Source organism: Nostoc sp. C110 (assembly GCF_043099725.1).
In the GTDB taxonomy this organism is placed as follows: Bacteria; Cyanobacteriota; Cyanobacteriia; order Cyanobacteriales; family Nostocaceae; genus Nostoc; species Nostoc muscorum_A.
The window spans coordinates 6,591,337-6,613,611 of sequence record NZ_CP171148.1; the positions used below are offsets into that span (position 1 = coordinate 6,591,337).

Here is a 22,275-nt window from a genome sequence, read left to right on the forward strand (position 1 = left end):
ATGAGCAGTTAAATCGTTAATATACTTTCGTTGTCTTATTGGGGCATTTTACTACACCGTTTATGTATTCTGGTCGAGAGGGTATACGGCCAAAGCTTTCAATATGTTGACAGACAATACTTATCGTTTTGAGTTGTTTGTCCCCATTAATGGCAACAGCAAAGACTGCTCCAACATACCACCTAAGCTCTAAACCCCACATACCACCACAGTCACCTTGAACGGCATAGCTATAAATAGCATCAATAGTTGTCTTAGAGAGAACGTCAGCATTTATCTCAGTATAGTAACGATAACAAATTTGTGTTCCGAAAATTGGTGGAGAGGAACCATATTTAGTTGCTGGTTCATCAAGAGGTTTAAAAAATGTTTTGTGTTTGGAGAAGTAGCTCTGTTGCTCCTGAATTTTATATATAAGATGCTTTTCTGCTTCTTTCTCAAGTCTTGATATCTTTTCATCCATTGCCTTATTTTCGTCTTCATTATTACACCCAGTAAAAAGGAAGCTTAGTAGAATAATGAGTAATAAAGCTGATACTATTAATATTTTTATTTTCATATATGAAGCGATCGCTCAGTTCGCCCTCGTATCCACAAAGCTAGTACACTCATTAACAACACCCCCATCACTCCTTGTAGGGGATTATTATTCACACCAGTTACCCAATCAGGAACTTGACCAGAATATTTCACTAATTCCCCGACATTAATAATGTAGTAGCCCCAAACTAAACCACCATGCAAACCAATTGGTAAACCCAAGCGTCCCCTTCGCCAACGCTTTCCCCATACCTGCGTTAACCCCAGCAGCACTAAAGCTGGAAATTGTGGCAGTGTATGAATAATTGCTTCCAAGGGTTTAATAAAATGCAATGTAGCAAAGGCAGTTGCATCTGTCCACAGCGCGACACGCGGACTGTAATTTCGTTGTAATTCATCTAGCAACCAGCCTCGGAATAACAATTCCTCAGCAAATCCGATGCCCAAACCAACAAGTAAACCCTCTAAAATAACTTTCAGCAAAAAAACTTTCGGTTGTTGCCACACCAACCAACCCAACAAACTTTCTACCCCAAAAAGTATCAAGATATTAATTATCCCTAAAGCCAAGCCACGCAGTAAATCCACACCGTTTTGCCGCGTGAATTCTAAGCCATAATGCCGCAGAATTTGGGACTGTTGGTAGACATATTTACCCCATAGTCTCAGGAGAAAAATAAATACCGCATATAACAATACCAATGTCAATATACTTTCTAAGTTTGAATCATGCACTAGTAAGTATATTGGTGCAGCCAATGGCAACCATAGCAGCAATAAAGTCAAAATAAAACAACCCAGCCTGATAGGGGCAGGGCGTTCAGCTAAACGGACAAAGTTTTTTTTCATACCAAGTAAGTCACCAATCACTAGTCAATACTCTATATTTCGACAAATGACCAATGACAAATTACCAATGACTATTCGTCAGGTTCAATCGTGCTACTTAAACCGTGACTTATCAATGTTTCGCAATAGAACTCAGCGTGTTCCAGAGCGCAAGTAATGACTAAAGCTAGCCCGTTAGTATGGGCTTCCATCATGATGCTAACTGCCTGGGGTTGGGTAAGGCTTGGTACAGTGGCTATTAGTGACTGCACAACATGCTCCATAGAGTTATAGTCATCGTTATGGAGCAAAACGCGATACCGAGGCGCTAGCTTACGAATTGTGGAAGGCTTTTCAATAGTTTCAACTGACACGGCTCTTTGCTCTTTTCTTGTTGATTCACTACTACAAAGTTTCTGTGTAGCGATCGCTTAACAGTTATTTACCTATTCTATAGTATCTCTGTTCAGATACTATGCTAGAAAAACCGCTCTACTTAGTTTTGCGTAGCTACTTGTGAAGCAGATGTCTGAGACATAGTTGCCGTGAGAGTGCTACCCTAATCTTACAGAAGCTTCCTTAAACCTAGCGCATTTTCATTTTTAAAATTAAGGAAATTGCAAAATAATCCTTGCCCCTGCCCAAACTCCATAATCATGGACATTAGCCTAGATTTTCTTCAACCAGGACAAATTGTGTCTTTAGAGCATGGCGACAGAAATCTGTATGCAGAAGTCATTCAATTTGTAGTTTCCCGCCAGTTGTGCTGGGTGCGTCCTTTACTAATGGTTACTTTGATTCAAGAATCGCCGCTAATTACCGATTTGCGAGATGCGTCTGACTTGCTTTGGCCTGCAAATTTATTTCGACCAGCATTAGACACCGAAGTAATTACCTTCTTGAGTCAAGTTTTAGCAAAAGAACCAAAAACTGAGCCTGACTCAGCCGCCAAGCAGCAACTTAATCAATTTATTCACCAACTATGGTCAGCATATCAATAGGCATAGGGCAAAGGATATGACTAGAAGTTAGTTTATCTGGAGCGCCAAAAGCCATACTGATGATATCAACTCCCTTCGCAACGAGTTCATTCTGCTTGTGGACAATTTCAGCAAACAGAAAGGGAGGAATTTTTTCTCGGCGTTTAGCGAACTACATAGCGATTTACTCCGAATGCACAATAATGTAGAGGGTTATTAGCACGGTTTACGCCATTCTAGTTATTGAAATAATCAACCTCAGAGAAAAATACAAACAATAATATCGCTCTTATTATCCTACCTACCTTTACTAAAACTTGTTTTACTAACTCGGAATTTTGATTACTTCAGTATTCATCAAATTTACTTGATATACCTCTATGCATAAGCAGTTAGGAATAGCCGAAGCTAGGAACCAACTTAATTCTACCAGCATCCATCTCCGACATTAATAATTCCAGAGCTTCATAATCAACGTCAGAAATATAACCAAGTTCTGTCAGTTCTGAGTTGATTTCATTTTCTATCTCAGGAGTTAGCTTTTTAATGTCAAGAGCTTTTTCTACCAATTTACGAATAGCGTACTTAGTTCTCATAAGTAATACATCCAACTGTAATATGATACTAATTATCCCAGAAAAGTCTCAGTATAAAGAGCGATCTAAATCCTAATTTATTTGTGATATAGATCACATTCAATTAGTTAGATAGATAATTTGCTATGACTCTGGCGTATGCCATCAGCAACGCTAAAGTGGGAGATTTAACTTACCGTTAAGACTTGGCTAAATTAGCTTTAGTTATAGACTAAGCAAGTTTTATCAGCATAGTTACTGATTATTTGTTTGCTCTATGGCTGTCTATGTTGATTGTTTTTGAACTGAGATAAAAAAAAAGTATATATAAACACATTTTAACCTGGAATTATAACAATCTTTAAACAGAGATACTAAAGAAATAAAGATTCAGCAAAGAGAGCTAAGACGTATGGTCGATGCAACAGAATAGAGTTTATGTTCAAATAATCCTTAGCGTGACGCTTCAATAATTCTCAATAGGATGTAACTATGCAAGCAGTGCTCAACTATCCCAAAATTGCAGTCATTCGCCCACAAGGGTATTTGAATGCTACAAACGCCTTGGAATTTGAACGAGATATGACCACAGCGTTGGTACAAAATGATATTTCCATCTTGGTAGTAGACCTCGCAGCAGTAGAATCCTTAGATAGCGCGGGGTTAATGGCATTGTTATCTACACACAAGTTAGCTCTGAGTTTAGAAAGGGGTTTGCGACTTTGTGCTGTAGCTCCGTCAATTAGAATTATTTTTGAACTAACGCAACTCGACAGCGTATTTGAAATATTGGATGGTGAAATTGAGTTAGCTGCAACATAATTTATAACTTTATGTATGTAAAAGCACAAAAGTTCGGTTAAAAAGTGGAGTTTATGTAAAGGAGTTATAAGTTACAACGAGAAACTATGTTAGGAGACCTAATTCAATGCTAATGTTGGGCTTGGGTAGCTGTAATTAAGGTAGCTAGAAGATAGCACAGTGGCTGTTGCAGTTGAGAAATTAATAACATCGGATATTTTAAAACCAGGGCGTTACCTTGGTAATGAGCGTTTAGCAGTACATAAAGCTTGGGATAAGACAGCAATACACTGGGTCTTAACCTACCCGGAAGTATATGAAGTCGGTGCATCTAATTTAGGGCACATTATCCTATACAACATCTTGAATGCCCAACCGCGTCAATTGTGCGATCGCGCCTACCTCCCAGGAAAAGACCTGGCAGCCAAACTACGCGAAACTAATACGCCATTGTTTGCGGTAGAGTCAAAGCGATCGCTCACAGACTTCGACATCTTAGGTTTTAGCCTCAGTTACGAACTGGGTGCAACTAACATCCTAGAAATGTTGGATCTGGCTGGAATTCCATTGACGTGGAGAGAACGGCAACAAGCAGGGGGAGAATTTACTAACCTCCAATCTCAGTTTCCGTTAATTTTTGCTGGTGGGCAAACAGCAACATCGAATCCTGAGCCTTACGCTGACTTTTTCGACTTTATCGCCCTTGGGGATGGAGAGGAACTGCTCCCAGAAATTGGTTTAGTGTTGGAAGAAGGCAAACAAGCAGGATTGAGTCGGGAAGATATATTACTGGATTTGGCACAGATACCAGGCGTATATGTCCCTCAGTTTTACGACATGGCAGAAGATGGCTCAGTTCATCCTCGTCGCTCTGACGTACCAAAACGAATTCTGCGACGTGTGGCAACCCCCATACCAGCATATTCCATTGGGCTAGTTCCTTATGTAGAAACGGTGCATGACCGTTTGACAATTGAGATTCGGCGTGGTTGCACTCGTGGCTGTCGCTTCTGTCAACCAGGAATGCTGACTCGGCCAGCACGGGATGTAGAACCCGATAAGGTTGTAGAAGCAATTGAACAGGGAATGCGGGCAACTGGTTACAATGAGTTTTCTCTCCTATCTCTGAGTTGTTCTGATTATTTGTCCCTACCAGCAGTGGGGATGGAAATCAAAAATCGCTTAAAAAATGAAAATATTTCTCTGACTCTACCAAGCCAACGGGTAGACAGATTTGATGAGAATATTGCCAATATCCTTGGAGGTACACGGCAAGGTGGACTAACTTTTGCTCCAGAAGCTGGAACTCAGCGGATGCGAGACATCGTAAATAAAGGTTTGACGAATGAAGAATTGTTGCGGGGAGTAAAAACCGCTTGGGAGCAAGGCTGGGATAAAATCAAGTTGTATTTTATGATTGGCTTGCCAGGTGAGACGGATGTTGATGTTTTGGGCATTGCGGAAACAGTCAGCTGGCTACAGCGAGAATGCCGAGGCAGAGGTAGAAAACCCCTGAACTTTAACCTGACAATTTCTAACTTTACGCCCAAGCCCCATACACCATTCCAGTGGCACTCAGTTTCTACCACTGAATTTAAGCGCAAACAAAACCTGTTGCGGCAAGAATTCCGCCGAATGAAGGGAATGAAGGTAAATTTTACCGATGTCCGCATTTCGGCAATGGAAGATTTTGTGGGACGAGGCGATCGCAATCTGAGCAAAGTAGTCCGCCGCGCCTGGGAATTGGGTGCAGGGATGGATTCCTGGTATGAAAATTTAGATCAGGCTTTTAGCGCTTGGGGAGATGCGATCGCCGGGGCCGATCTAGATTGGAAATACCGCCAAGTAGAAAATGGCGAATGGAATTTGTTTCACGCACAAGATCAAAACAAATCGCCAAATGCGGAAAATGCCCAATTCCTCAGTCCTCACTCCCTAGATACTCCCCTACCTTGGGATCATATTGATACCGGGATTGATAAAAACTGGCTCAAAGAAGACTTACAACGCGCCTTAGCAGCCGCAATTGTACCCGACTGCTCTTTTGAAGGTTGTTCTCACTGTGGCGTATGTGGAACCGATTTTGGCCATAACGTCGTGATTGAATCACCTGTTATCCCACAATTCGCTGGCGATTTTGTTCCCAACACAACCAAGGCACAACGACTCCGAGTTTGGTTTGGAAAACAGGGTAATATGGCTTTGGTAAGCCACCTAGATTTAATCCGTCTGTTTGACCGAGTTGTGCGGCGAGCAGGCTTGCCTATTGCTTTCACTGGTGGGTTTCATCCAATGCCACGAATTTCTGTAGCAACCGCTTTGGCTCTAGGTGCTACTAGTAGCGGTGAAATTGCGGATTTTGAGTTAACTGTACCAGTGGATATCGAGACTTTTCGAGAAGAATTGGTTCGGGAAATGCCCACAGACATACCTATATATAATGTGGAGCAGATAGATTTAAAAACTCCAGCAGCTACTCAACTGCTAGAAACCGCAGAATATTTAATTACCGTAGCAGCACTTGAAGAAACAACACCTATACAATGGCAAAACTGGATTGATACCATCAAAGCAAAGGATGAGCTTTGGTACGAGCATACAACAAAGTCAGGCAAGAGCCAGTTAATAAATCTGCGCGATCGCTTATTTGAACTGGAATTAGTAGAAACTCACAAAGGCATTGCAGAATCTATATCTGTTATCCGTTATGTAGGTAGCTATCGCCAAGATGGTTTTCTATTGCGTCCTGAACAAATCCTGTTTATGCTAGGGATAGTGGGTAGTGGAGAATTTCAACTCCTGCACATCCACCGCAATCGGCTAATTTTAGCGGTATAATCCCTGTAGGGCAGCTTGCTAGTAGTTGTCCTAACATGGCACATCGTCGGAATTGATTTTTAGCAAGGTTGCGTTAGAATGGGGTGAAGAGAATTTTTCTGGCGCTGCATTGAATTAGCTGGTTCACTACCCTGGTGTTCAGGGGGCGAAAGCAAAGATATTAGAGTGCAACTTCTAGGATTTTATCCCAGACAAACTGAGGCAGATTAAAGAACACACTCTCTCTTTATAGCTAACTTGTGAATCAGTAACTAACAGCAGGCTCGGTTAGCTTCTCTAAATCCATACTTTTCCAACAACTGCTGAATCTCTAATCCACAGTATTGTCCAAGAGCTAGTGCGTTACTCTTCTAGAGTTGTGTGCCCTTGGTGTTACCGTAGGGTAAACAACTGCTGTAGGTTAAGCCGATTTGCAGACGTTCACCAGACGCGCAAAGCGCGGCTTAAAAGTAGGGTAGCAGCTGGCGTTGCTGAGTATAACCCTAAGAATAAATCCAGGGAATGGAAAATAGAAATAGTTTCTTTTTCTTAACGACTTCAGTAGGTTACTCTCAAAAAAGCTTCCTGAGTTAAAAACTCACTCAGGATTCAGAACTTTCAACTCAGAACTCTCTTCATTGAGAGTATTGCATTGCAAATCAACCATAGATGGTTGATTTAATTGCTTAAACATGCAGCCGTTCTGGAATAATCCGCCGTGAAAACGCTCTTAAGAGCGCCAATAGCTATTTAACTTAGAACATCAGGTTTGCGATTTTTATCATCAGTAGCGCCTTTTGAGGGTTGCAAGGGCAACAAAGGTATAACAAACCTCCAGACCTATTGGTGCTGCCAATTTTTGAGGAAATTGAATGCCAAAACAAATTATCATCGCGGAGCAGCACCAAATTGCTGCTGTCTTTTCCGAAGATCAAATACAGGAACTCGTTGTTGCTACCGGTCATCATCAAATAGGTGATATCTACTTAGGAGTAGTAGAAAACGTATTACCTGGGATAGATGCGGCTTTTGTGAATATTGGCGACCCAGAGCGCAACGGTTTTATTCATGTCACCGACTTGGGGCCATTGAAGCTAAAGCGTACCGCAGCAGCCATTACAGAACTATTAGCACCACAGCAGAAAGTTTTGGTGCAAGTAATGAAAGAGCCAACGGGAACAAAAGGGCCCAGGCTCACGGGTAATATCACCTTACCCGGACGCTACGTAGTACTAATGCCTTATGGTAGGGGCGTAAATTTATCCCGACGAATTAAAAGTGAAAGTGAGCGCAACCGCTTACGGGCACTAGCGATTTTGGTAAAACCGGCGGGAATGGGTTTGCTCGTGCGTACAGAAGCCGAAGGCAAACCAGAAGAAGCGATTATGGAAGATTTGGAGTTGCTGCAAAAGCAATGGGAGGCGATTCAGCAGGAAGCGCATTCTACCCGTGCCCCAGCACTGCTCAACCGAGACGATGATTTTATCCAGCGCGTATTGCGGGATATGTACGGCGCGGATGTCAATCGGATTGTCGTAGATTCCAGTACTGGTTTGAAGCGCGTGAAGCAGTACTTACAGAATTGGAGTGGCGGTCAAACACCGCAAGGATTGTTGATTGACCATCACCGCGATCGCTCCCCAATTTTAGAGTACTTCCGCATCAGTGCTGCGATTCGAGAAGCCCTGAAACCAAGAGTAGACCTACCTTCTGGCGGTTACATCATCATCGAGCCAACGGAGGCATTAACCGTAATCGATGTTAACTCAGGTTCCTTCACGCGATCGGCGACAGCCAGAGAAACAGTTTTATGGACAAACTGTGAAGCTGCAACAGAAATTGCTCGCCAGTTGCGTCTGCGGAATATTGCCGGAGTGATTGTCGTTGATTTCATTGATATGGAATCCCGACGTGACCAACTGCAAGTTCTCGAACACTTTAATAAAGGACTCAAAGCAGACAAAGCTCGTCCCCAGATTGCTCAACTTACGGAACTGGGTTTAGTAGAACTGACCCGCAAACGTCAGGGTCAAAATATTTACGAATTGTTTGGTGAAACTTGTCCCACCTGTGGCGGTTTAGGGCATACTGTGCGTCTGCCTGGAGAACTTGAAAATCGATTACCAATACCAGCAGAAACACCAGAACGTGAGCGTTTTGTATCCCTACCTCACCGAGAACCACGTCAGCCATCTGCCCGCGTCCCGGAACCACGAGAAACTTATGATGGGTTTGGGGAAGCATTTGACGGCGACTCGGAATCGACTAACCTAAATTTGATTAATCATCCTAGTTATCAAGAACTGAATGATAATAAGCGTCGTACCCGCACTCGCCGCAGTCGAATTGGCATCAATGGCTTAAACGGGAAAGATGAATCTCGGGTTATTGCCAATCCATTAGCTTTTGTCAATGAGCCAGATTTAGACCTTGATGTAGAACCAGAATTAGGAGTTACACCAGAAATTCCCTCACCCACCCTTGGTAAACCAGGTTGGAATGAAAGAGTAGAGCGCACTGTAGAGCGCGCTAAAGTTATCAAGGCAGAACCAGTTAAACCAGTGGTAGAACCACCGGAGATTAGAACTGTAGAAATGAGTCTCCAGGAACAGGATATGTTTGCCTTGATGGGAATATCTCCCTTGGTGAAGTTAGAGCAAGAGGTTAAAAATACCAAATCTGTGATTATTAACGTGATTCAGCCTGGTCAAGTGCGAACGGCTCCAACTGAATCCATCTCAGAATCACCTATTGCCCAAAAAGTAATACCGGAAGTAGTTGCAACCAAGTCACCAATACCAAAAGTTATTGAGCCAGAACAAAAATCTTTGATAGAAGAGACAGCTGAACCAGCTGAGTTGACTGCCAATCCTTCGGAAAGCTTGCCTGCAAAAGCCTCCGTCAAAGCGATCGCAGATGAAAATGATTCAAGCAGCGCCGCCAATGCGATCGCAGATGAAAGTGATGCAAACAGCGCCGCCACTGCTAGCCGCCGTCGCCGCCGTCGTTCCTCAGCGATCGAGGATAATTAATTTGCTTTATGGTAGAAACATCACCAACGCTCTTGGAACAATCCAATTGGCTGGAGTTTTCTACCTTGTCAGGGATTCCAGGATTGGTTGCAGGTGTGGATGAAGTAGGGCGAGGCGCTCTATTTGGCCCGGTGGTGGCGGCAGCAGTGATCCTACCAGATCATGCTTTGCCAATACTGATGGCAGCTAAAATTAAAGACAGTAAAAAGTTGTCTAGTTCTCGGAGAACTCAGCTAGCACAGCAAATTTGTGGGCTGGCTATAGACTGGAAAATTGGGTTTGCTTCTACTGCCGAAATTGACAAGATAAATATTTTGCAAGCGACACTATTAGCAATGAAGCGGGCTGTACTGAAGTTAAAGGTACAGCCTGCACTCTGCTTGGTTGATGGCAATCAGTCAATCAAAGACTTGCTATTGCCACAACAAACAATAGTTAAGGGAGATGAGCGATCGCTCGCTATTGCCTCTGCTAGTATTGTTGCCAAGGTTTGGCGTGATGATTTGGTACTGCGTCTAGCATTGAAATACCCTATGTACAACCTAGAGCGTAACAAGGGCTATGGTAGTCAACGTCATTTGCTGGCTCTGCAACAATATGGGCCATCGCCCCTACATCGTCAGTCTTTTCGTCCTTGCCAAATCAAAGTACTGAACGCTGAGTGATTAAATGATTACTCAGCATTCAAGATTGGCAATTCGGTATTGTCACTGTCAAGTCTTCTATCTTTAGTTTGTGATATCACCCAGTAGCGATAATCAGTCAAAAGTTGATTTAATAACCTTTGCTTAACCGACAACAGCACGCTTTTGAGCAAACCATTACCAGTAGCTTCTAAAATTGGCTTAGGAGTAAAGGAAAATGGCGGTGGTAAATCCACCAGCACTTCTAAATCAGCCCTTCCTTGCAGACGAGTGCCAGTGCTAAACTCTTTGGGAGACAAATGCCCTTTTAAATTAAGGGCAAAGCGCTGGTTAATATACTCGAAACCCAGGATTTCACAGCCTAGCGATCGCAAATAAATTATTCCATTTGATTCTGCCCAAACTCTCATGTCTACAGTCGGTTGAATGCTTAATGACATAAAAGTGAGCGGACGCATTTTCAAGCGAAATACTTCCTCAGAAAGCTGCTGAGTTCGGGTGTTGTCAGCCAAAGCCTTAACCAGACGTTGAGGCTGACGCAAGTAGTGCTGAATGTGAATAGGCTGCTCTGGAACAGCGATTTCAACCGATTGGGAGGCAGTAAACCGGGTAGCCATGAGCGGATAAAAATATCTGTCTCTTAATTTTAATATTTTTTAACAACTTAAATTTGATTATTAGAAAAGTACAAAATTATCGTTGCTTATCAGCTATACAGCATTAGCAAAAATTTGGTACGCTCATTACTATCTTTAGTTCAAGAAATATAGATTAGGATTAGCCCTTTCAAGGTGGGTAAAAATTTTGGTCAATAAATTCCTCTTTAAACTCTGGACTCTGTGCCATCTGCGTCGCTCTGGTTAAAAAAAATACTTTCCAACCGCAGAGGCACAGAGAGCGCTGAGAAAAAATAAGAGATTTTACGAGTTACCTTGAAAGGGCTAAAATTAGGATTTAACTCTTGACACAAAGTAAAGAATGTGAATTTTTTTTTGGTGAAAAACTAACATAATTGCTCTGAAGATTTCAGAGCAATTTCGCCAAAAAAACTGCCAGAAAATCTATCTGGTAGAAGGCTAGTTTTCATAATTTGTTTTCCTAAATACATATTTAGGACTATTCGTTTAGTGGGTAAATTTTATAAATAACAGTTTTTACTAATAGTAAATATTGAAGATATTTGCCGAATCCAAAATATCATAATCTCTGTTTACACATTAAACTCACAACTCAAGGCTAAAGGCATGACTCTATCGATCGCACATTTAGGGCCTCCCGGCACTTACGCAGAACAAGCAGCTGTTCTGTATGTCAACTGGTTGACTAAAAGTACGGGAGATAAAGCTACCTTATCTCCCTATCCCACCATCTCACAGTCACTGCACGCCGTTGTTGATGGTCAAGCTCACCTGGCTGTTGTGCCAGTGGAAAATTCTATTGAAGGGAGTGTTACTACAACATTGGATACACTCTGGCAGTTAGACAGTTTGCGAATTCAGTTGGCTTTGGTATTACCCATTGTCCATACCTTAATTTCCTGCGCCTCTGGTTTAGATAAGATTAAAACTGTTTACTCTCACCCGCAAGCTTTGGCACAATGTCAGGGATGGTTAGAGCGATTTCTCCCGACTGTACAGATTATTCCCAGCAATTCTACAACTGAAGCACTACAGCGATTGGAGCAAGAGACAACAACAGCAGCGATCGCTTCTAGTAGAGCCGCTCAACTCTACAACCTGCCGATACTTGCCACTGGTATTAACGACTATCCAGAAAACTGTACTCGTTTTTGGGTAGTAAGTCAGGGTGAAGCAGATGCTGGATACCAGACATCAAAAGTGCCTACTCCTACTAGTCACACATCGCTAGCTTTTAGTATGCCTGCTAACACACCCGGAGCATTAGTCAAACCTTTGCAAATCTTTGCTCAACTAGGAATTAACCTCAGTCGGATTGAATCTCGTCCGACGAAGCGATCGCTAGGCGAATATTTGTTTTTCATGGATTTAGAAGCAGATGTCAAGGAAGCACAAATGCAATCTGCTTTAGCAGAATTAACTATTCACACAGAGATTTTAAAAATTATTGGCGCTTACAATGTTTTGCCGATCGGCGCTTTTACTTGAGAAGTTAGGAGTTATCAGTTAGGGAATATAAAATAAGTTGTCGATCTTGTATTTTTTGCTATTTTTCCTAACTCCTAAACTCCTCACTCCTCACTTTTCATTAAAGGTGTCTTTGAGAACAGCACGAGCTGCCAAATGATTACGAGTAGAAGTTAAAATTTCTGCTTCTCGCTCTAGACGAGTTGCAGTATCTTGCATTTCTAGCAATAACTGTTGCTCTGCGGCGACACCGTAAAGATTACTGGCTACCCAATAAGATAGTTCTGTTGGTAGATCGGGCAAATCTTCTGGCAATTCGATATTTTGTTCGGTTAATTTACCTGATAGACGCACAACATCTCGCAGTAGTTGTTCTACCTCAGTTGACAAAGGATGTAAATCTTTAGTTGGTGGTTGGTCTTCAATCCACTCAACTAAGCCAACGCGATATGGCTTTTCACGAACATACTCTAATACACGAAATCTTTGCTGCCCTAATGTCAACATCTTTATTCGATCATCTGGCAGCCGTTGGTGATGAACAATTTCTGCACAACAACCAGTGTTTGCAATTGTACCTTTGACTGGATCGAACATCAAAACACCGAATCTGCGATCGCTCTCCAAAATCGTGTTCATCATGATTCGGTAGCGAAATTCAAAGATGTGTAAAGGTAATGGTCTAGTAGGAAACAGAACTACTTCGGGTAACGGGAACAGAGGTAGTTCACGAACTGCAATTTTAGAAGATGATGTCATTGTTACCTTGGTATAAACTTAATCTTTAAAATTTCTTTTTCTCTGCTTTTCCCGTATTTTGTCTATATTCTATCATTTGTTTCCTAGCTAAATAAAAGCCCTGAGATATATTTCTTCAGGGCTATGTAAAAATTCATACTAATGTCATTTCTCTTTTGTCCTTTGCTAATGACAAATGACCAATGACTAATGACTAAATTAAAGTTTGACTTCAATATCCACACCCGATGGTAGATCCAATTTCATCAGGGCATCTATAGTCTTAGAAGAGGGCTGGTAAATGTCAATAATCCGGCGATGGGTACGGGTTTCAAAGTGTTCTCGTGAATCTTTATCTACGTGAGGCGATCGCAGCACACAATAGATCCGGCGTTTTGTTGGTAAAGGAATTGGGCCTATGGCTGTAGCGTTGGTGCGGTTAGCTGTATCTACAATCTTCTCGCAAGATGTATCTAATAAGCGTCGGTCAAAAGCCTGTAAGCGAATTCTAATTTTCTGCTGCTGTAGAGTTGCCATCTTTAATTTTCCAGGTTCTGCGTAATTAGGGGATTATTTACAGGTTAAAGGTTACAGGGTAAAGGTTACAGAAAACTATTACTTGTCCCCTGTAACCTATTACCTTATTTATAGAGGGAAGAGAAAGGAGCAGAGATGAATCATACCATCTCTGCTCCTTTGTTATGAGCAAAAAGGTGCTACTTGATGATTTTGGAGACGACACCAGCACCGATGGTACGTCCACCTTCGCGGATAGCGAAGCGCATTCCTTGTTCAATAGCGATCGCGTTAATCAATTCAACTGTCATCTTGATGCGATCGCCTGGCATCACCATTTCTACTTCTTTGCCTTCATCTGAGGTGTAGGCTTTGATGGTACCAGTTACATCAGTTGTCCGCACGTAGAACTGTGGACGGTAGCCAGCGAAAAATGGAGTCTTACGACCACCTTCTTTTTCTGTTAAGACATACACCTCACCTTCAAATTCATTGTGAGGTTTAATCGAACCAGGTTTGGCGATGACCATACCCCGTTCAATATCAGCCTTCTGGATACCCCGGAGTAGTACGCCAGCGTTATCCCCAGCCATACCTTGGTCGAGACTCTTCTTGAACATCTCAATCCCAGTTACGGTAGTGGCGCGAGTATCTCTGATACCCACTAGTTCAACGTTATCGCCAACTTTGACTACACCCCGCTCAATCCGACCGGTGGCGACAGTACCACGACCTGTAATTGAGAACACGTCTTCTACAGCCATCAGGAAGGGTTTATCAACATCCCGCTCAGGAGTGGGGATGTAAGAATCTACAGCATCCATCAATTCGTAGATTTTGTCTACCCAAGGATTTTCACCGCGTTGGGTCTTAGGATTTTTGGTCATTGCTTCTAGAGCTTGCAGACCAGATCCTTTGATAATGGGGATGTCGTCACCAGGGAAATCGTAGCTGGAAAGCAGTTCTCTCAGTTCTAGTTCTACTAGTTCCAAGAGTTCTGGGTCATCCATCAAATCTTCTTTGTTCAAGAAGACAACTAGACTGGGAACGCCTACCTGTTTTGCTAACAGGATGTGTTCGCGGGTTTGGGGCATAGGGCCATCGGTAGCAGCAACTACGAGGATACCTCCGTCCATTTGGGCAGCACCGGTGATCATGTTCTTCACATAGTCAGCGTGTCCTGGACAGTCTACGTGAGCATAGTGCCGACTTGCAGTCTCATACTCTACGTGAGCGGTATTAATGGTAATACCCCGTGCCTTTTCTTCTGGGGCATTATCAATTTGGTCGTAGCCCTTAGCTACAGCCTGACCCATAGCTGCCAAGGTCATGGTAATGGCTGCTGTCAAGGTAGTTTTACCGTGGTCAACGTGGCCAACTGTACCGATATTGATGTGGGGCTTGTTTCTTTCAAACTTTGCGCGTGCCATGAATGCTCATTTCCTTATTTTAACTAAGCGTTCCCTTTGCTTTTTGCAATGATAGTTTCAGCTACGCTGCGAGGCACCTCTTCGTAGTGGCTGAACTCCATCGTGAAGGTACCCCGACCTTGCGTTTTTGACCGGATATCAGTGGCGTAGCCAAACATACTCGCCAGTGGAACTTTGGATGTTACCTTAGCGAGTCCCTTTTCGGTGCTTTGGCTTTCAATCTGCCCTCGGCGGGTGTTGAGGTCGCCAATCACGTTCCCCATATAGTCTTCAGGAACTTCAACTTCAACTTTCATCATAGGTTCTAAGATGACAGGTGAAGCTTTCAGCACAGCCTCTTTCATCGCCATTGAGCCAGCGATTTTGAAAGCCATTTCTGAAGAGTCTACATCATGGTATGACCCATCAATTAGTGTCGCTTTAACGTCAATCAAAGGATATCCAGCTAGAACACCGGATTCACAGCTTTCTTTCATCCCTTGTTCTGCGGGGCCAACGTACTCTTTAGGTACTGTACCGCCAGCAATTTTGGAAACGAATTCAAAGCCAGTACCGGGTTCTCCAGGCTCCAAATTGATCACAACGTGACCATATTGACCTTTACCACCACTTTGGCGGATGAATTTGCCCTCAACTTTGTTCACAGCTTTCCGAATTGTTTCTCGGTAAGCTACTTGTGGCGCACCTACATTCGCTTCCACCTTGAATTCTCGTAACATCCGGTCTACTAGAATTTCTAGGTGTAGCTCTCCCATTCCTGCGATCACGGTCTGATTTGTTTCGGGATCGACGCGAACACGGAAGGTGGGGTCTTCTTCTGAGAGAGATTGCAGAGCTTTGGACAATTTGTCCATATCGTTCTTGGTTTTGGGTTCAACCGCCACCGAGATCACAGGCTCAGGAATGAATAGGGATTCCAGAATTACTGGCGATCCATCATCACAGAGCGTGTCACCTGTTAAGGTGTCTTTCAAACCCAGAGCTGCTCCCAAATCACCTGCTCGCAGTTCATCGACATCTTGCCGATCGTCTGCCTTCATGAGGACTAAGCGGGAAATCCGTTCTTTTTTATTCTTACTAGCGTTGAGAACGTAGCTGCCCTTTTTTAGGACACCAGAATAAACGCGAACAAATGTCAGGCGACCGTAAGGGTCAGCCATAATCTTGAATGCCAGAGCTGCTAAGGGTTCGTTGTCATCAGCCCGCCGCTCAATAGTATCGCCATTGGGCAGTAAGCCTTGAATTGGCGGTACTTCACTTGGCGCTGGCAGGTAATCTACAACGGCATCCAGCATCAACTGCACGCCTTTGTTTTTGAATGCTGAACCGCAAAGTACTGGTACAATTGTCCCCGCAATTGTGCCTTTACGCAGAGCAGTCCTAATTTCCTGTTCTGTAAGTTCTTCGCCCTCGAAGTACTTAGCCATCAGAGCATCATCGGTTTCTGCCGCAGCTTCTATGAGCTTAGTGCGGAATTCGTCTACCTGCGCTTGCAATTCTTCCGGGATATCGGTTTCCTGGATATCGGTTCCTTGGTCGTTGGCGTAAATATACGCGCGTTGCCGTACTAGGTCAACGATACCTTGGAAGTCATTTTCACTACCAATTGGTAGTTGAATGGCGATCGCATTTGCCCGCAGGCGATCGCGGATTTGCTCGTGAACTTTATAAAAGTTCGCTCCGGTGCGATCCATCTTGTTGATAAAGGCTATCCGAGGAACTTTGTAGCGTTCTGCTTGTCGCCACACTGTCTCAGACTGCGGTTGCACGCCGCCCACAGAACAAAATACTGCGATTACACCATCCAACACGCGCATGGAACGCTCAACTTCAATTGTGAAGTCTACGTGACCTGGAGTATCGATAATGTTAATTTGATGATCTTTCCAACTGGTACTAATAGCAGCAGCAGTAATGGTAATTCCCCGTTCCCGCTCTTGCTCCATCCAGTCTGTGACGGCAGTTCCTTCATGAACTTCGCCAATTTTATGAATTATCCCAGAGTAAAATAATATTCTCTCTGTTGTTGTTGTTTTGCCCGCATCTATATGCGCCGCAATACCAATGTTGCGTACTTTCTCTAGCGGGATCGTGCGTGCCACAGCTACCTCCTATAGTTTTTGCCTCATGATATCTTGTATATTACTCTTTGTTAAGATTCTATACTTTTACGGAAAACCGTCTTCTTTTTGTAAATCCACGATATACCGCTTCGGCAAGGCGATATATCGCTTTTCTACCTAATAACGATAGTGGGCAAATGCTTTGTTAGCTTCCGCCATCCGGTGCGTTTCTTCGCGTTTCCGAATCGCATTGCCAGTTTCGTTAGCAGCATCCATTAACTCATTTGCCAATTTGCTTGCCATTGTCCGGCCTGGTCTAGACCGGGAATATTGCACTAACCAACGCAGTGCTAAGGTAGTGCCCCGTTCTGAACGCACTTCCATTGGTACTTGGTAGGTTGCTCCACCTACTCGTCTAGCTTTCACCTCTACTAAAGGTGTGGCATTTCGCACTGCTCTTTCAAAGGTTTCTAAAGCACCATTTCCAGTGCGTTCCTCAATAGTTTTCAATGCTTCATAAACAATTCGTGCGGCAAGTGATTTCTTGCCATGACGCATGATCCGCCTGATAATCATGCTCACAAGGCGACTGTTATATACAGAGTCAGACGGAACTGGGCGCCTTTGAATAACACCACGACGAGACATACTTCACCTTTAATTCGGAATTGGCAACGAAATTATATGCTATCAGACACCGGAAACTAAAAGCTGTGGAACCCAACCCTCAGACTTTTTCAATTTTGTTTTCGACTGTTGCAGCAAGGCTGACCTATTGACTGCCAATTTTGGATTAGAGTTTTTGGTAGACGTTCCGACCACAAGGATTGGAAAAAATCAAAAGTCTGTAAGCCTCATCCCCTTGTGGGTTCGACCAATCCAAAATTGCAAATCTAAAATCTAAAATTCATTGACTTGCTACCTGCAATTAAATACTTAAGGTGACAAGATTCTAAACCTTAATGTCCAGATTAGAATTCTGCTGTGGGTTACAGCATTCTCCTCAGAACTTCTACACTTGCTCGCTTAGTGTAGGTGTAGCTTGCTTGATTTTTTTTTAACAGACTGAGCAGCTTTCATAACTGCTCTTAGAACACATACCCTGATAGTTTTTTGTCCTTGGGCGCTTCGTAAGATAGACGATTAACCGTGTTGGGTGCGATTAATCGCCTAATCCTATTTTTTCGCTTCTTTCGGACGCTTGGTTCCATACTTGGAACGCCCTTGTTTACGGTCTTTAACTCCGGCTGTATCTAGGGTGCCACGGATAATGTGGTATCTCACGCCTGGTAGATCCTTAACCCGACCACCACGAATCATCACAACTGAGTGTTCTTGTAAGTTGTGACCAATACCTGGAATGTAAGCTGTAACTTCAAATCCAGATGTCAGTCTGACTCTTGCTACTTTGCGTAGAGCTGAGTTAGGCTTCTTGGGTGTGGTCGTGTATACTCTGGTACAAACTCCCCGACGTTGAGGGCATTGTTTCAGAGCCGGGGACTTGGTTTTCTGACGCGCTTGCTCGCGCTCATTACGTATTAGCTGCTGTATTGTTGGCATGAGTTACAGCGCGTAAAGCTGCTTATATGTCTAAGTTTTAACAAATCCTGATTATATCGTTTTTTAGTGTTTTATGTCAATTGTAATTTTTCCTTTGTTATTAGCAAATGATCGCTAATTTAAGGACTATTGATTGGTTGTCAAAAAAGAATTGCCACAGCCACAGGTTGCGATCGCTTGGGGATTGTGGAAGCGAAAACCACCACCCATTAAGTCTTCTGAATAATCTACCCTCAAACCGTTGAGGTAATTTAAGCTTGTAGCATCTATGACTACTTGAATTTCGTCCAAGTTGAAAACCTGGTCGCCAACTTTTATAGTTTCATCGAAGGACATATCATAAAATAACCCAGAACAGCCACCTGGTTTTACTGCCAATCGAAACAAGACATTTGGCTGCTGCTTGGACTTTATTCGCCCAATTTCACTCGCGGCTGCTTGACTCAGATGAATCATGGAAGTCGTTTTTTACAATTGAATACCCCATCTTCATTTTACAGACAGATGGGTTAACTCTCGCTTCCCGAAAATTCCAAATTATCGAAGCCATGAGCGCGATCGCTATTACTACATTTATAGCACAACAAACTTCAGTCCCCACCTTAACTAGGTAGGGACTTCTGGGGTGCAGTGGTTCGCAAAGACGATTGGCACAAAAATATATTCAGTTTTTAGATTAGAACTTTAGTCCTTAGTTCGGGCATAGTCATCTTGGTAGCGGATAATGTCATCCTCTCCCAAGTATTCGCCATTTTGCACTTCAATTAACACTAAGGTAATCACGCCAGGATTTTCTAAACGATGAGATGTACATTGAGGTACATAAGTTGACTCATTATTGCTCAGTAATACTTCTTTCTCGCCACAAGTTACCCTAGCTGTACCTGAGACGACAATCCAGTGTTCGCTGCGGTGGTGGTGCATCTGTAAACTGAGGCGGTGTCCGGGCTTAACTTCGATGCGCTTGATTTTGTATCCGCGCCCTTCTTCCAAAACTGTAAAAGCACCCCAAGGACGTAACTCAGTTGCAGCAATGCCTCTGGAAGTGATAGTTGAAGGTAGGTGTAGAGTGTCAGTCTGTGTAGTTTCTTGATATCGAGCCATAATTACCTCATTTGAAGACATAACAAACCGTCTGTACTCTTAACTATTGATAAAAAATCTGGCGCTATGTTCCAACGTTGAAAATCAGCAATTTTTTCGCACCTTGATAAACATAACAAAATCAAACCTGATGGTGTAAACCATCACTATTAAAACTCTTAGGTTTACACTAAGTCTTCATTAAGCAAAGCGGCAGCTTGTTCTAAACTTTAAAAAAAGATGGGGAATTGGGCATTGGGCAAAACAGTTCCGAGTGCTGAGTGAGGAATGCTGAGTGAAGAGTTAGGAGTTACGAATTCTCCCCCTTGCTCCCTACTCCTTAATCCCTGATTAACGAGGTTTCAGGAAAATACCAATTCCATTATGAACACGAGCAGCAGTACTAGGCGATCGGTCAAGTAGTTGCCCTCCTAAATAAAGGCTGGTAGAACTACCGCCGTCCAGATTTAAGGCATCCACACAGCCCATCTGTTGCATTAATTGGGCATGTTCTGCCAATGTAGGGCCATAACCGCCAGCACGATTATGGACGGCAGCAATCATCAGTGTGCCTGTTGCAGTTGTACAAATACCGCTACGAATAGCCTTTTCTGCAATAAAGGCATTGCTGAATTTTTCTGCTTTGGCATCAAGGACAATTTGACGATTTTGGATTAATAGCGGCCCGGCTCCGATAATGTGGGGATAACGACTAAAATCAGTGGGAGTAGTGCTGCTAGAAATACGTACTGCGCTTCCAATCGGTAACTGTGAGGCAGCGCTAACGCTGTTAGCGCGTAAAGTTAGTAGGTAGCCATCCTGGGGAATGGGAACGGCCGTCCCACCAACTTTGCCGCCTGGTAGTTGCTGAGTAATTTGGTCTTTTTGTACCACTAGGATAATTTCGTTATCCGTTAAGGGTGTGTAAGTTGCTCCCCAAACTGGGGTGTAACGAGCAATGCCACTCTGGACGTAGCCACTATTAAGAAACAAAATTGGTAAGCGCTGGTTATTTGCAGTAATTAAAGTTTCTTCTAAGGTGAGACGACCGAAGTAAAATTGACCTGAATCATTCCAAGCGATCGCACCCCGGTTAAGAATGGGGCCTGATAACCACTGACTATCCCGACGAATCGCACCCAATGGTAATCTATTATTGCGGTTAAAATAACCACCGTTAATTCCAGCTACTGCTAAGTAACGTTGTGCTGTTTGAATTAAGGGAGCAGTACCCCCAAGCCCATCAGGACTAGCCCACATAGGTTTCAAGGTTAGCCCAAATTTACGGGGATTAACTTCTAACCAAACCACCGGAAAACGTTCTGTGCCTAAGTTGACATAATGCTGTCGCCAGCGTAATCCTGGGGCCCAAGTAATATCTCGTTCTTCTAGAGGATCGGGTCGAATATCGATAATCAGGCGATTGGGGTTAGCGCTAGTCTTAACTTGAGGCGATAGACCAAAGGGAACGCTCAGACTAATAATCGTTTGGTTTTTCACCACCTGCACTTGTCGGATAAGTGGTTCAGGGGCTGTTGGTATTGGTTGTGTTGGTGTAACTGGTAATAATTGTTTGAGCAGGTTTGGCAGTAATGTTGGCGCTGCTGCTGGTGGCTGGGGGGTATAGCGTTCTATCAAAACGGGATCGGCTATTCCATCCAGGGTAATTGTCCACTCTCGATTTGGCGGTGTAGTGGGTTTTGGGGTTGGTGTGTCTGGATCGGAAGATGGAGTTTGCGGTTTTGCGATCGCTGATCCTTGTGCAACTTGCCAGGGAGTCGGACGATCTAGATTTACAAGTATGCGACTTTGTTGCAAAGGGGCACTTGCCTCTGGAGGTTCCTGGCTCTGAACAATATTCGTAATTTGTGCTTTTGGGGTAGCAATCACCAAGGTGTTCCCATTGGCTTGGATTTGCCATCCAGATGTTTGGGCAAAATTAGTGATATCCAGATAGCGATATGCTCCTACTAGCCTGGTGGCTAAAACCAGTGGTGTTGTCACCGACGAAAACCACTGTATTGGTTGTTTCGCTGAACTACTACTGTTTAAGAAATTTACTCCAATTAATTGCCTAAATACCCCATCACTGAGATGAGTTGTCACCTGACCAGATTTTCCCGGCCGTTGTAACCAAGTTCCTGGTAAAGTACGACCATTGAGGGAAATTTGATTCCCAGAGGATACCATCCCTGTTAAAGGAGGTGCAGGTGACTGGGAGATCAGTGATTTGCTGTTTTTTGGCAACTCTTGGGCGTTGCTAGCACCAGTAGTGGTTAAACACAGTAATGTTAAAAGTATTGGTGACACAGTAGCCCGGAAGAATCTGCGTTCGTTAATCCCTGATTGGCAACAACTCGGCATTTTTACCATAATTTACTAGGTACTTTTGAAAACTATCACCCCAAGGTATAAACTAACTAATTATTTGAAAATATTAAAAAAATATGACTTTATTTATTAAAAAAGATGCTATTATATATATTGGGTAGTCATCTCTTTTAAACAGAAATAAATTTAGAAGCTAAAGCCACTGCAATGAAGTGTTTTAACTGGCACTAAT

The 22,275-nt window shown here is 43.2% G+C and carries 20 protein-coding genes; 6 read left to right on the top strand and 14 right to left on the bottom strand.

The annotated features are described in order from the left end of the window. Window positions 1-16: 16 nt before the first annotated feature. The 3 genes from ACFFRD_RS33375 to clpS all read right to left on the bottom strand — a co-directional run bounded on the left by ACFFRD_RS33375 (window position 17) and on the right by clpS (window position 1,742). Window positions 17-559: a hypothetical protein gene (locus ACFFRD_RS33375; protein WP_392480129.1), complete on the bottom strand. Its 543-nt coding sequence runs from the start codon at window positions 557-559 to the stop codon at window positions 17-19. Then, entirely contained in the window at window positions 556-1,389 is an 834-nt protein-coding gene (locus tag ACFFRD_RS33380; RefSeq protein WP_392480131.1) for a CPBP family intramembrane glutamic endopeptidase, read from the bottom strand. The genes ACFFRD_RS33375 and ACFFRD_RS33380 overlap by 4 nt, the downstream gene beginning before the upstream one ends. 71 nt (window positions 1,390-1,460) lie before the next feature. Next, window positions 1,461-1,742, bottom strand: coding sequence for an ATP-dependent Clp protease adapter ClpS (gene clpS / locus ACFFRD_RS33385; protein WP_114081141.1), 282 nt, complete (start codon window positions 1,740-1,742; stop codon window positions 1,461-1,463). A 282-nt stretch (window positions 1,743-2,024) separates the two neighbouring features. Between clpS and ACFFRD_RS33390 the strand changes: the two genes are divergently transcribed. Next, window positions 2,025-2,369: a hypothetical protein gene (locus ACFFRD_RS33390; protein WP_012410248.1), complete on the top strand. Its 345-nt coding sequence runs from the start codon at window positions 2,025-2,027 to the stop codon at window positions 2,367-2,369. 371 nt (window positions 2,370-2,740) lie between these two features. Here ACFFRD_RS33390 and ACFFRD_RS33395 read toward each other — a convergent pair whose 3' ends face one another. Beyond that, window positions 2,741-2,944 (bottom strand): hypothetical protein, encoded by a 204-nt coding sequence (locus ACFFRD_RS33395; RefSeq protein ID WP_094331166.1) that lies wholly within the window; start codon window positions 2,942-2,944, stop codon window positions 2,741-2,743. Between the two features lie 471 nt (window positions 2,945-3,415). Here ACFFRD_RS33395 and ACFFRD_RS33400 point away from each other — a divergent pair, with 471 nt between their 5' ends. The 4 genes from ACFFRD_RS33400 to ACFFRD_RS33415 all read left to right on the top strand — a co-directional run bounded on the left by ACFFRD_RS33400 (window position 3,416) and on the right by ACFFRD_RS33415 (window position 10,238). After that, window positions 3,416-3,745: an STAS domain-containing protein gene (locus tag ACFFRD_RS33400; protein ID WP_179074074.1), complete on the top strand. Its 330-nt coding sequence runs from the start codon at window positions 3,416-3,418 to the stop codon at window positions 3,743-3,745. A 159-nt stretch (window positions 3,746-3,904) separates the two neighbouring features. Further along, the gene (locus ACFFRD_RS33405) at window positions 3,905-6,562 is read left to right on the top strand and encodes a TIGR03960 family B12-binding radical SAM protein (RefSeq protein ID WP_392480134.1); all 2,658 of its coding nucleotides are present in this window, start codon (window positions 3,905-3,907) and stop codon (window positions 6,560-6,562) included. An 851-nt stretch (window positions 6,563-7,413) separates the two neighbouring features. Next, window positions 7,414-9,573, top strand: a complete 2,160-nt coding sequence (locus ACFFRD_RS33410) for a ribonuclease E/G (protein ID WP_392480135.1) — start codon at window positions 7,414-7,416, stop codon at window positions 9,571-9,573. An 8-nt stretch (window positions 9,574-9,581) separates the two neighbouring features. Then, window positions 9,582-10,238 (top strand): ribonuclease HII, encoded by a 657-nt coding sequence (locus ACFFRD_RS33415; RefSeq protein ID WP_392480136.1) that lies wholly within the window; start codon window positions 9,582-9,584, stop codon window positions 10,236-10,238. An 8-nt stretch (window positions 10,239-10,246) separates the two neighbouring features. Here the strand turns inward: ACFFRD_RS33415 and ACFFRD_RS33420 are convergent, their stop codons facing one another. After that, entirely contained in the window at window positions 10,247-10,834 is a 588-nt protein-coding gene (locus ACFFRD_RS33420) for a DUF1997 domain-containing protein (protein WP_392480137.1), read from the bottom strand. Window positions 10,835-11,461: 627 nt separating this feature from the next. Between ACFFRD_RS33420 and pheA the strand changes: the two genes are divergently transcribed. Beyond that, entirely contained in the window at window positions 11,462-12,343 is an 882-nt protein-coding gene (gene pheA, locus ACFFRD_RS33425; RefSeq protein WP_392480138.1) for a prephenate dehydratase, read from the top strand. A gap of 90 nt (window positions 12,344-12,433) precedes the next feature. Here pheA and ACFFRD_RS33430 read toward each other — a convergent pair whose 3' ends face one another. From ACFFRD_RS33430 to ACFFRD_RS33470, 9 genes are all read right to left on the bottom strand, one after another. Next, on the bottom strand, window positions 12,434-13,081 hold the full coding sequence (locus ACFFRD_RS33430; RefSeq protein WP_114081149.1) for an LON peptidase substrate-binding domain-containing protein: 648 nt from the start codon (window positions 13,079-13,081) through the stop codon (window positions 12,434-12,436). A 198-nt stretch (window positions 13,082-13,279) separates the two neighbouring features. Further along, window positions 13,280-13,597, bottom strand: a complete 318-nt coding sequence (gene rpsJ / locus ACFFRD_RS33435; protein WP_008232935.1) for a 30S ribosomal protein S10 — start codon at window positions 13,595-13,597, stop codon at window positions 13,280-13,282. A gap of 179 nt (window positions 13,598-13,776) precedes the next feature. Beyond that, window positions 13,777-15,006 carry an elongation factor Tu gene (gene tuf, locus ACFFRD_RS33440; protein WP_100899834.1) on the bottom strand — a complete coding sequence of 410 codons (1,230 nt, stop codon included), beginning with the start codon at window positions 15,004-15,006 and terminating at the stop codon, window positions 13,777-13,779. Window positions 15,007-15,029: 23 nt separating this feature from the next. Continuing rightward, complete coding sequence (gene fusA / locus ACFFRD_RS33445; RefSeq protein ID WP_012410238.1) at window positions 15,030-17,108, bottom strand: elongation factor G; 2,079 nt, start codon at window positions 17,106-17,108, stop codon at window positions 15,030-15,032. A gap of 138 nt (window positions 17,109-17,246) precedes the next feature. Further along, complete coding sequence (rpsG, locus tag ACFFRD_RS33450; protein WP_012410237.1) at window positions 17,247-17,717, bottom strand: 30S ribosomal protein S7; 471 nt, start codon at window positions 17,715-17,717, stop codon at window positions 17,247-17,249. Window positions 17,718-18,245: 528 nt separating this feature from the next. Next, window positions 18,246-18,629, bottom strand: coding sequence for a 30S ribosomal protein S12 (gene rpsL, locus ACFFRD_RS33455; RefSeq protein ID WP_012410236.1), 384 nt, complete (start codon window positions 18,627-18,629; stop codon window positions 18,246-18,248). Between the two features lie 126 nt (window positions 18,630-18,755). Continuing rightward, complete coding sequence (locus tag ACFFRD_RS33460) at window positions 18,756-19,085, bottom strand: iron-sulfur cluster assembly accessory protein (protein ID WP_335034493.1); 330 nt, start codon at window positions 19,083-19,085, stop codon at window positions 18,756-18,758. 228 nt (window positions 19,086-19,313) lie between these two features. Then, on the bottom strand, window positions 19,314-19,733 hold the full coding sequence (locus ACFFRD_RS33465) for a cupin domain-containing protein (RefSeq protein ID WP_114081235.1): 420 nt from the start codon (window positions 19,731-19,733) through the stop codon (window positions 19,314-19,316). 330 nt (window positions 19,734-20,063) lie between these two features. Beyond that, complete coding sequence (locus tag ACFFRD_RS33470; RefSeq protein ID WP_392483229.1) at window positions 20,064-22,076, bottom strand: phosphodiester glycosidase family protein; 2,013 nt, start codon at window positions 22,074-22,076, stop codon at window positions 20,064-20,066. Window positions 22,077-22,275: the final 199 nt, after the last annotated feature.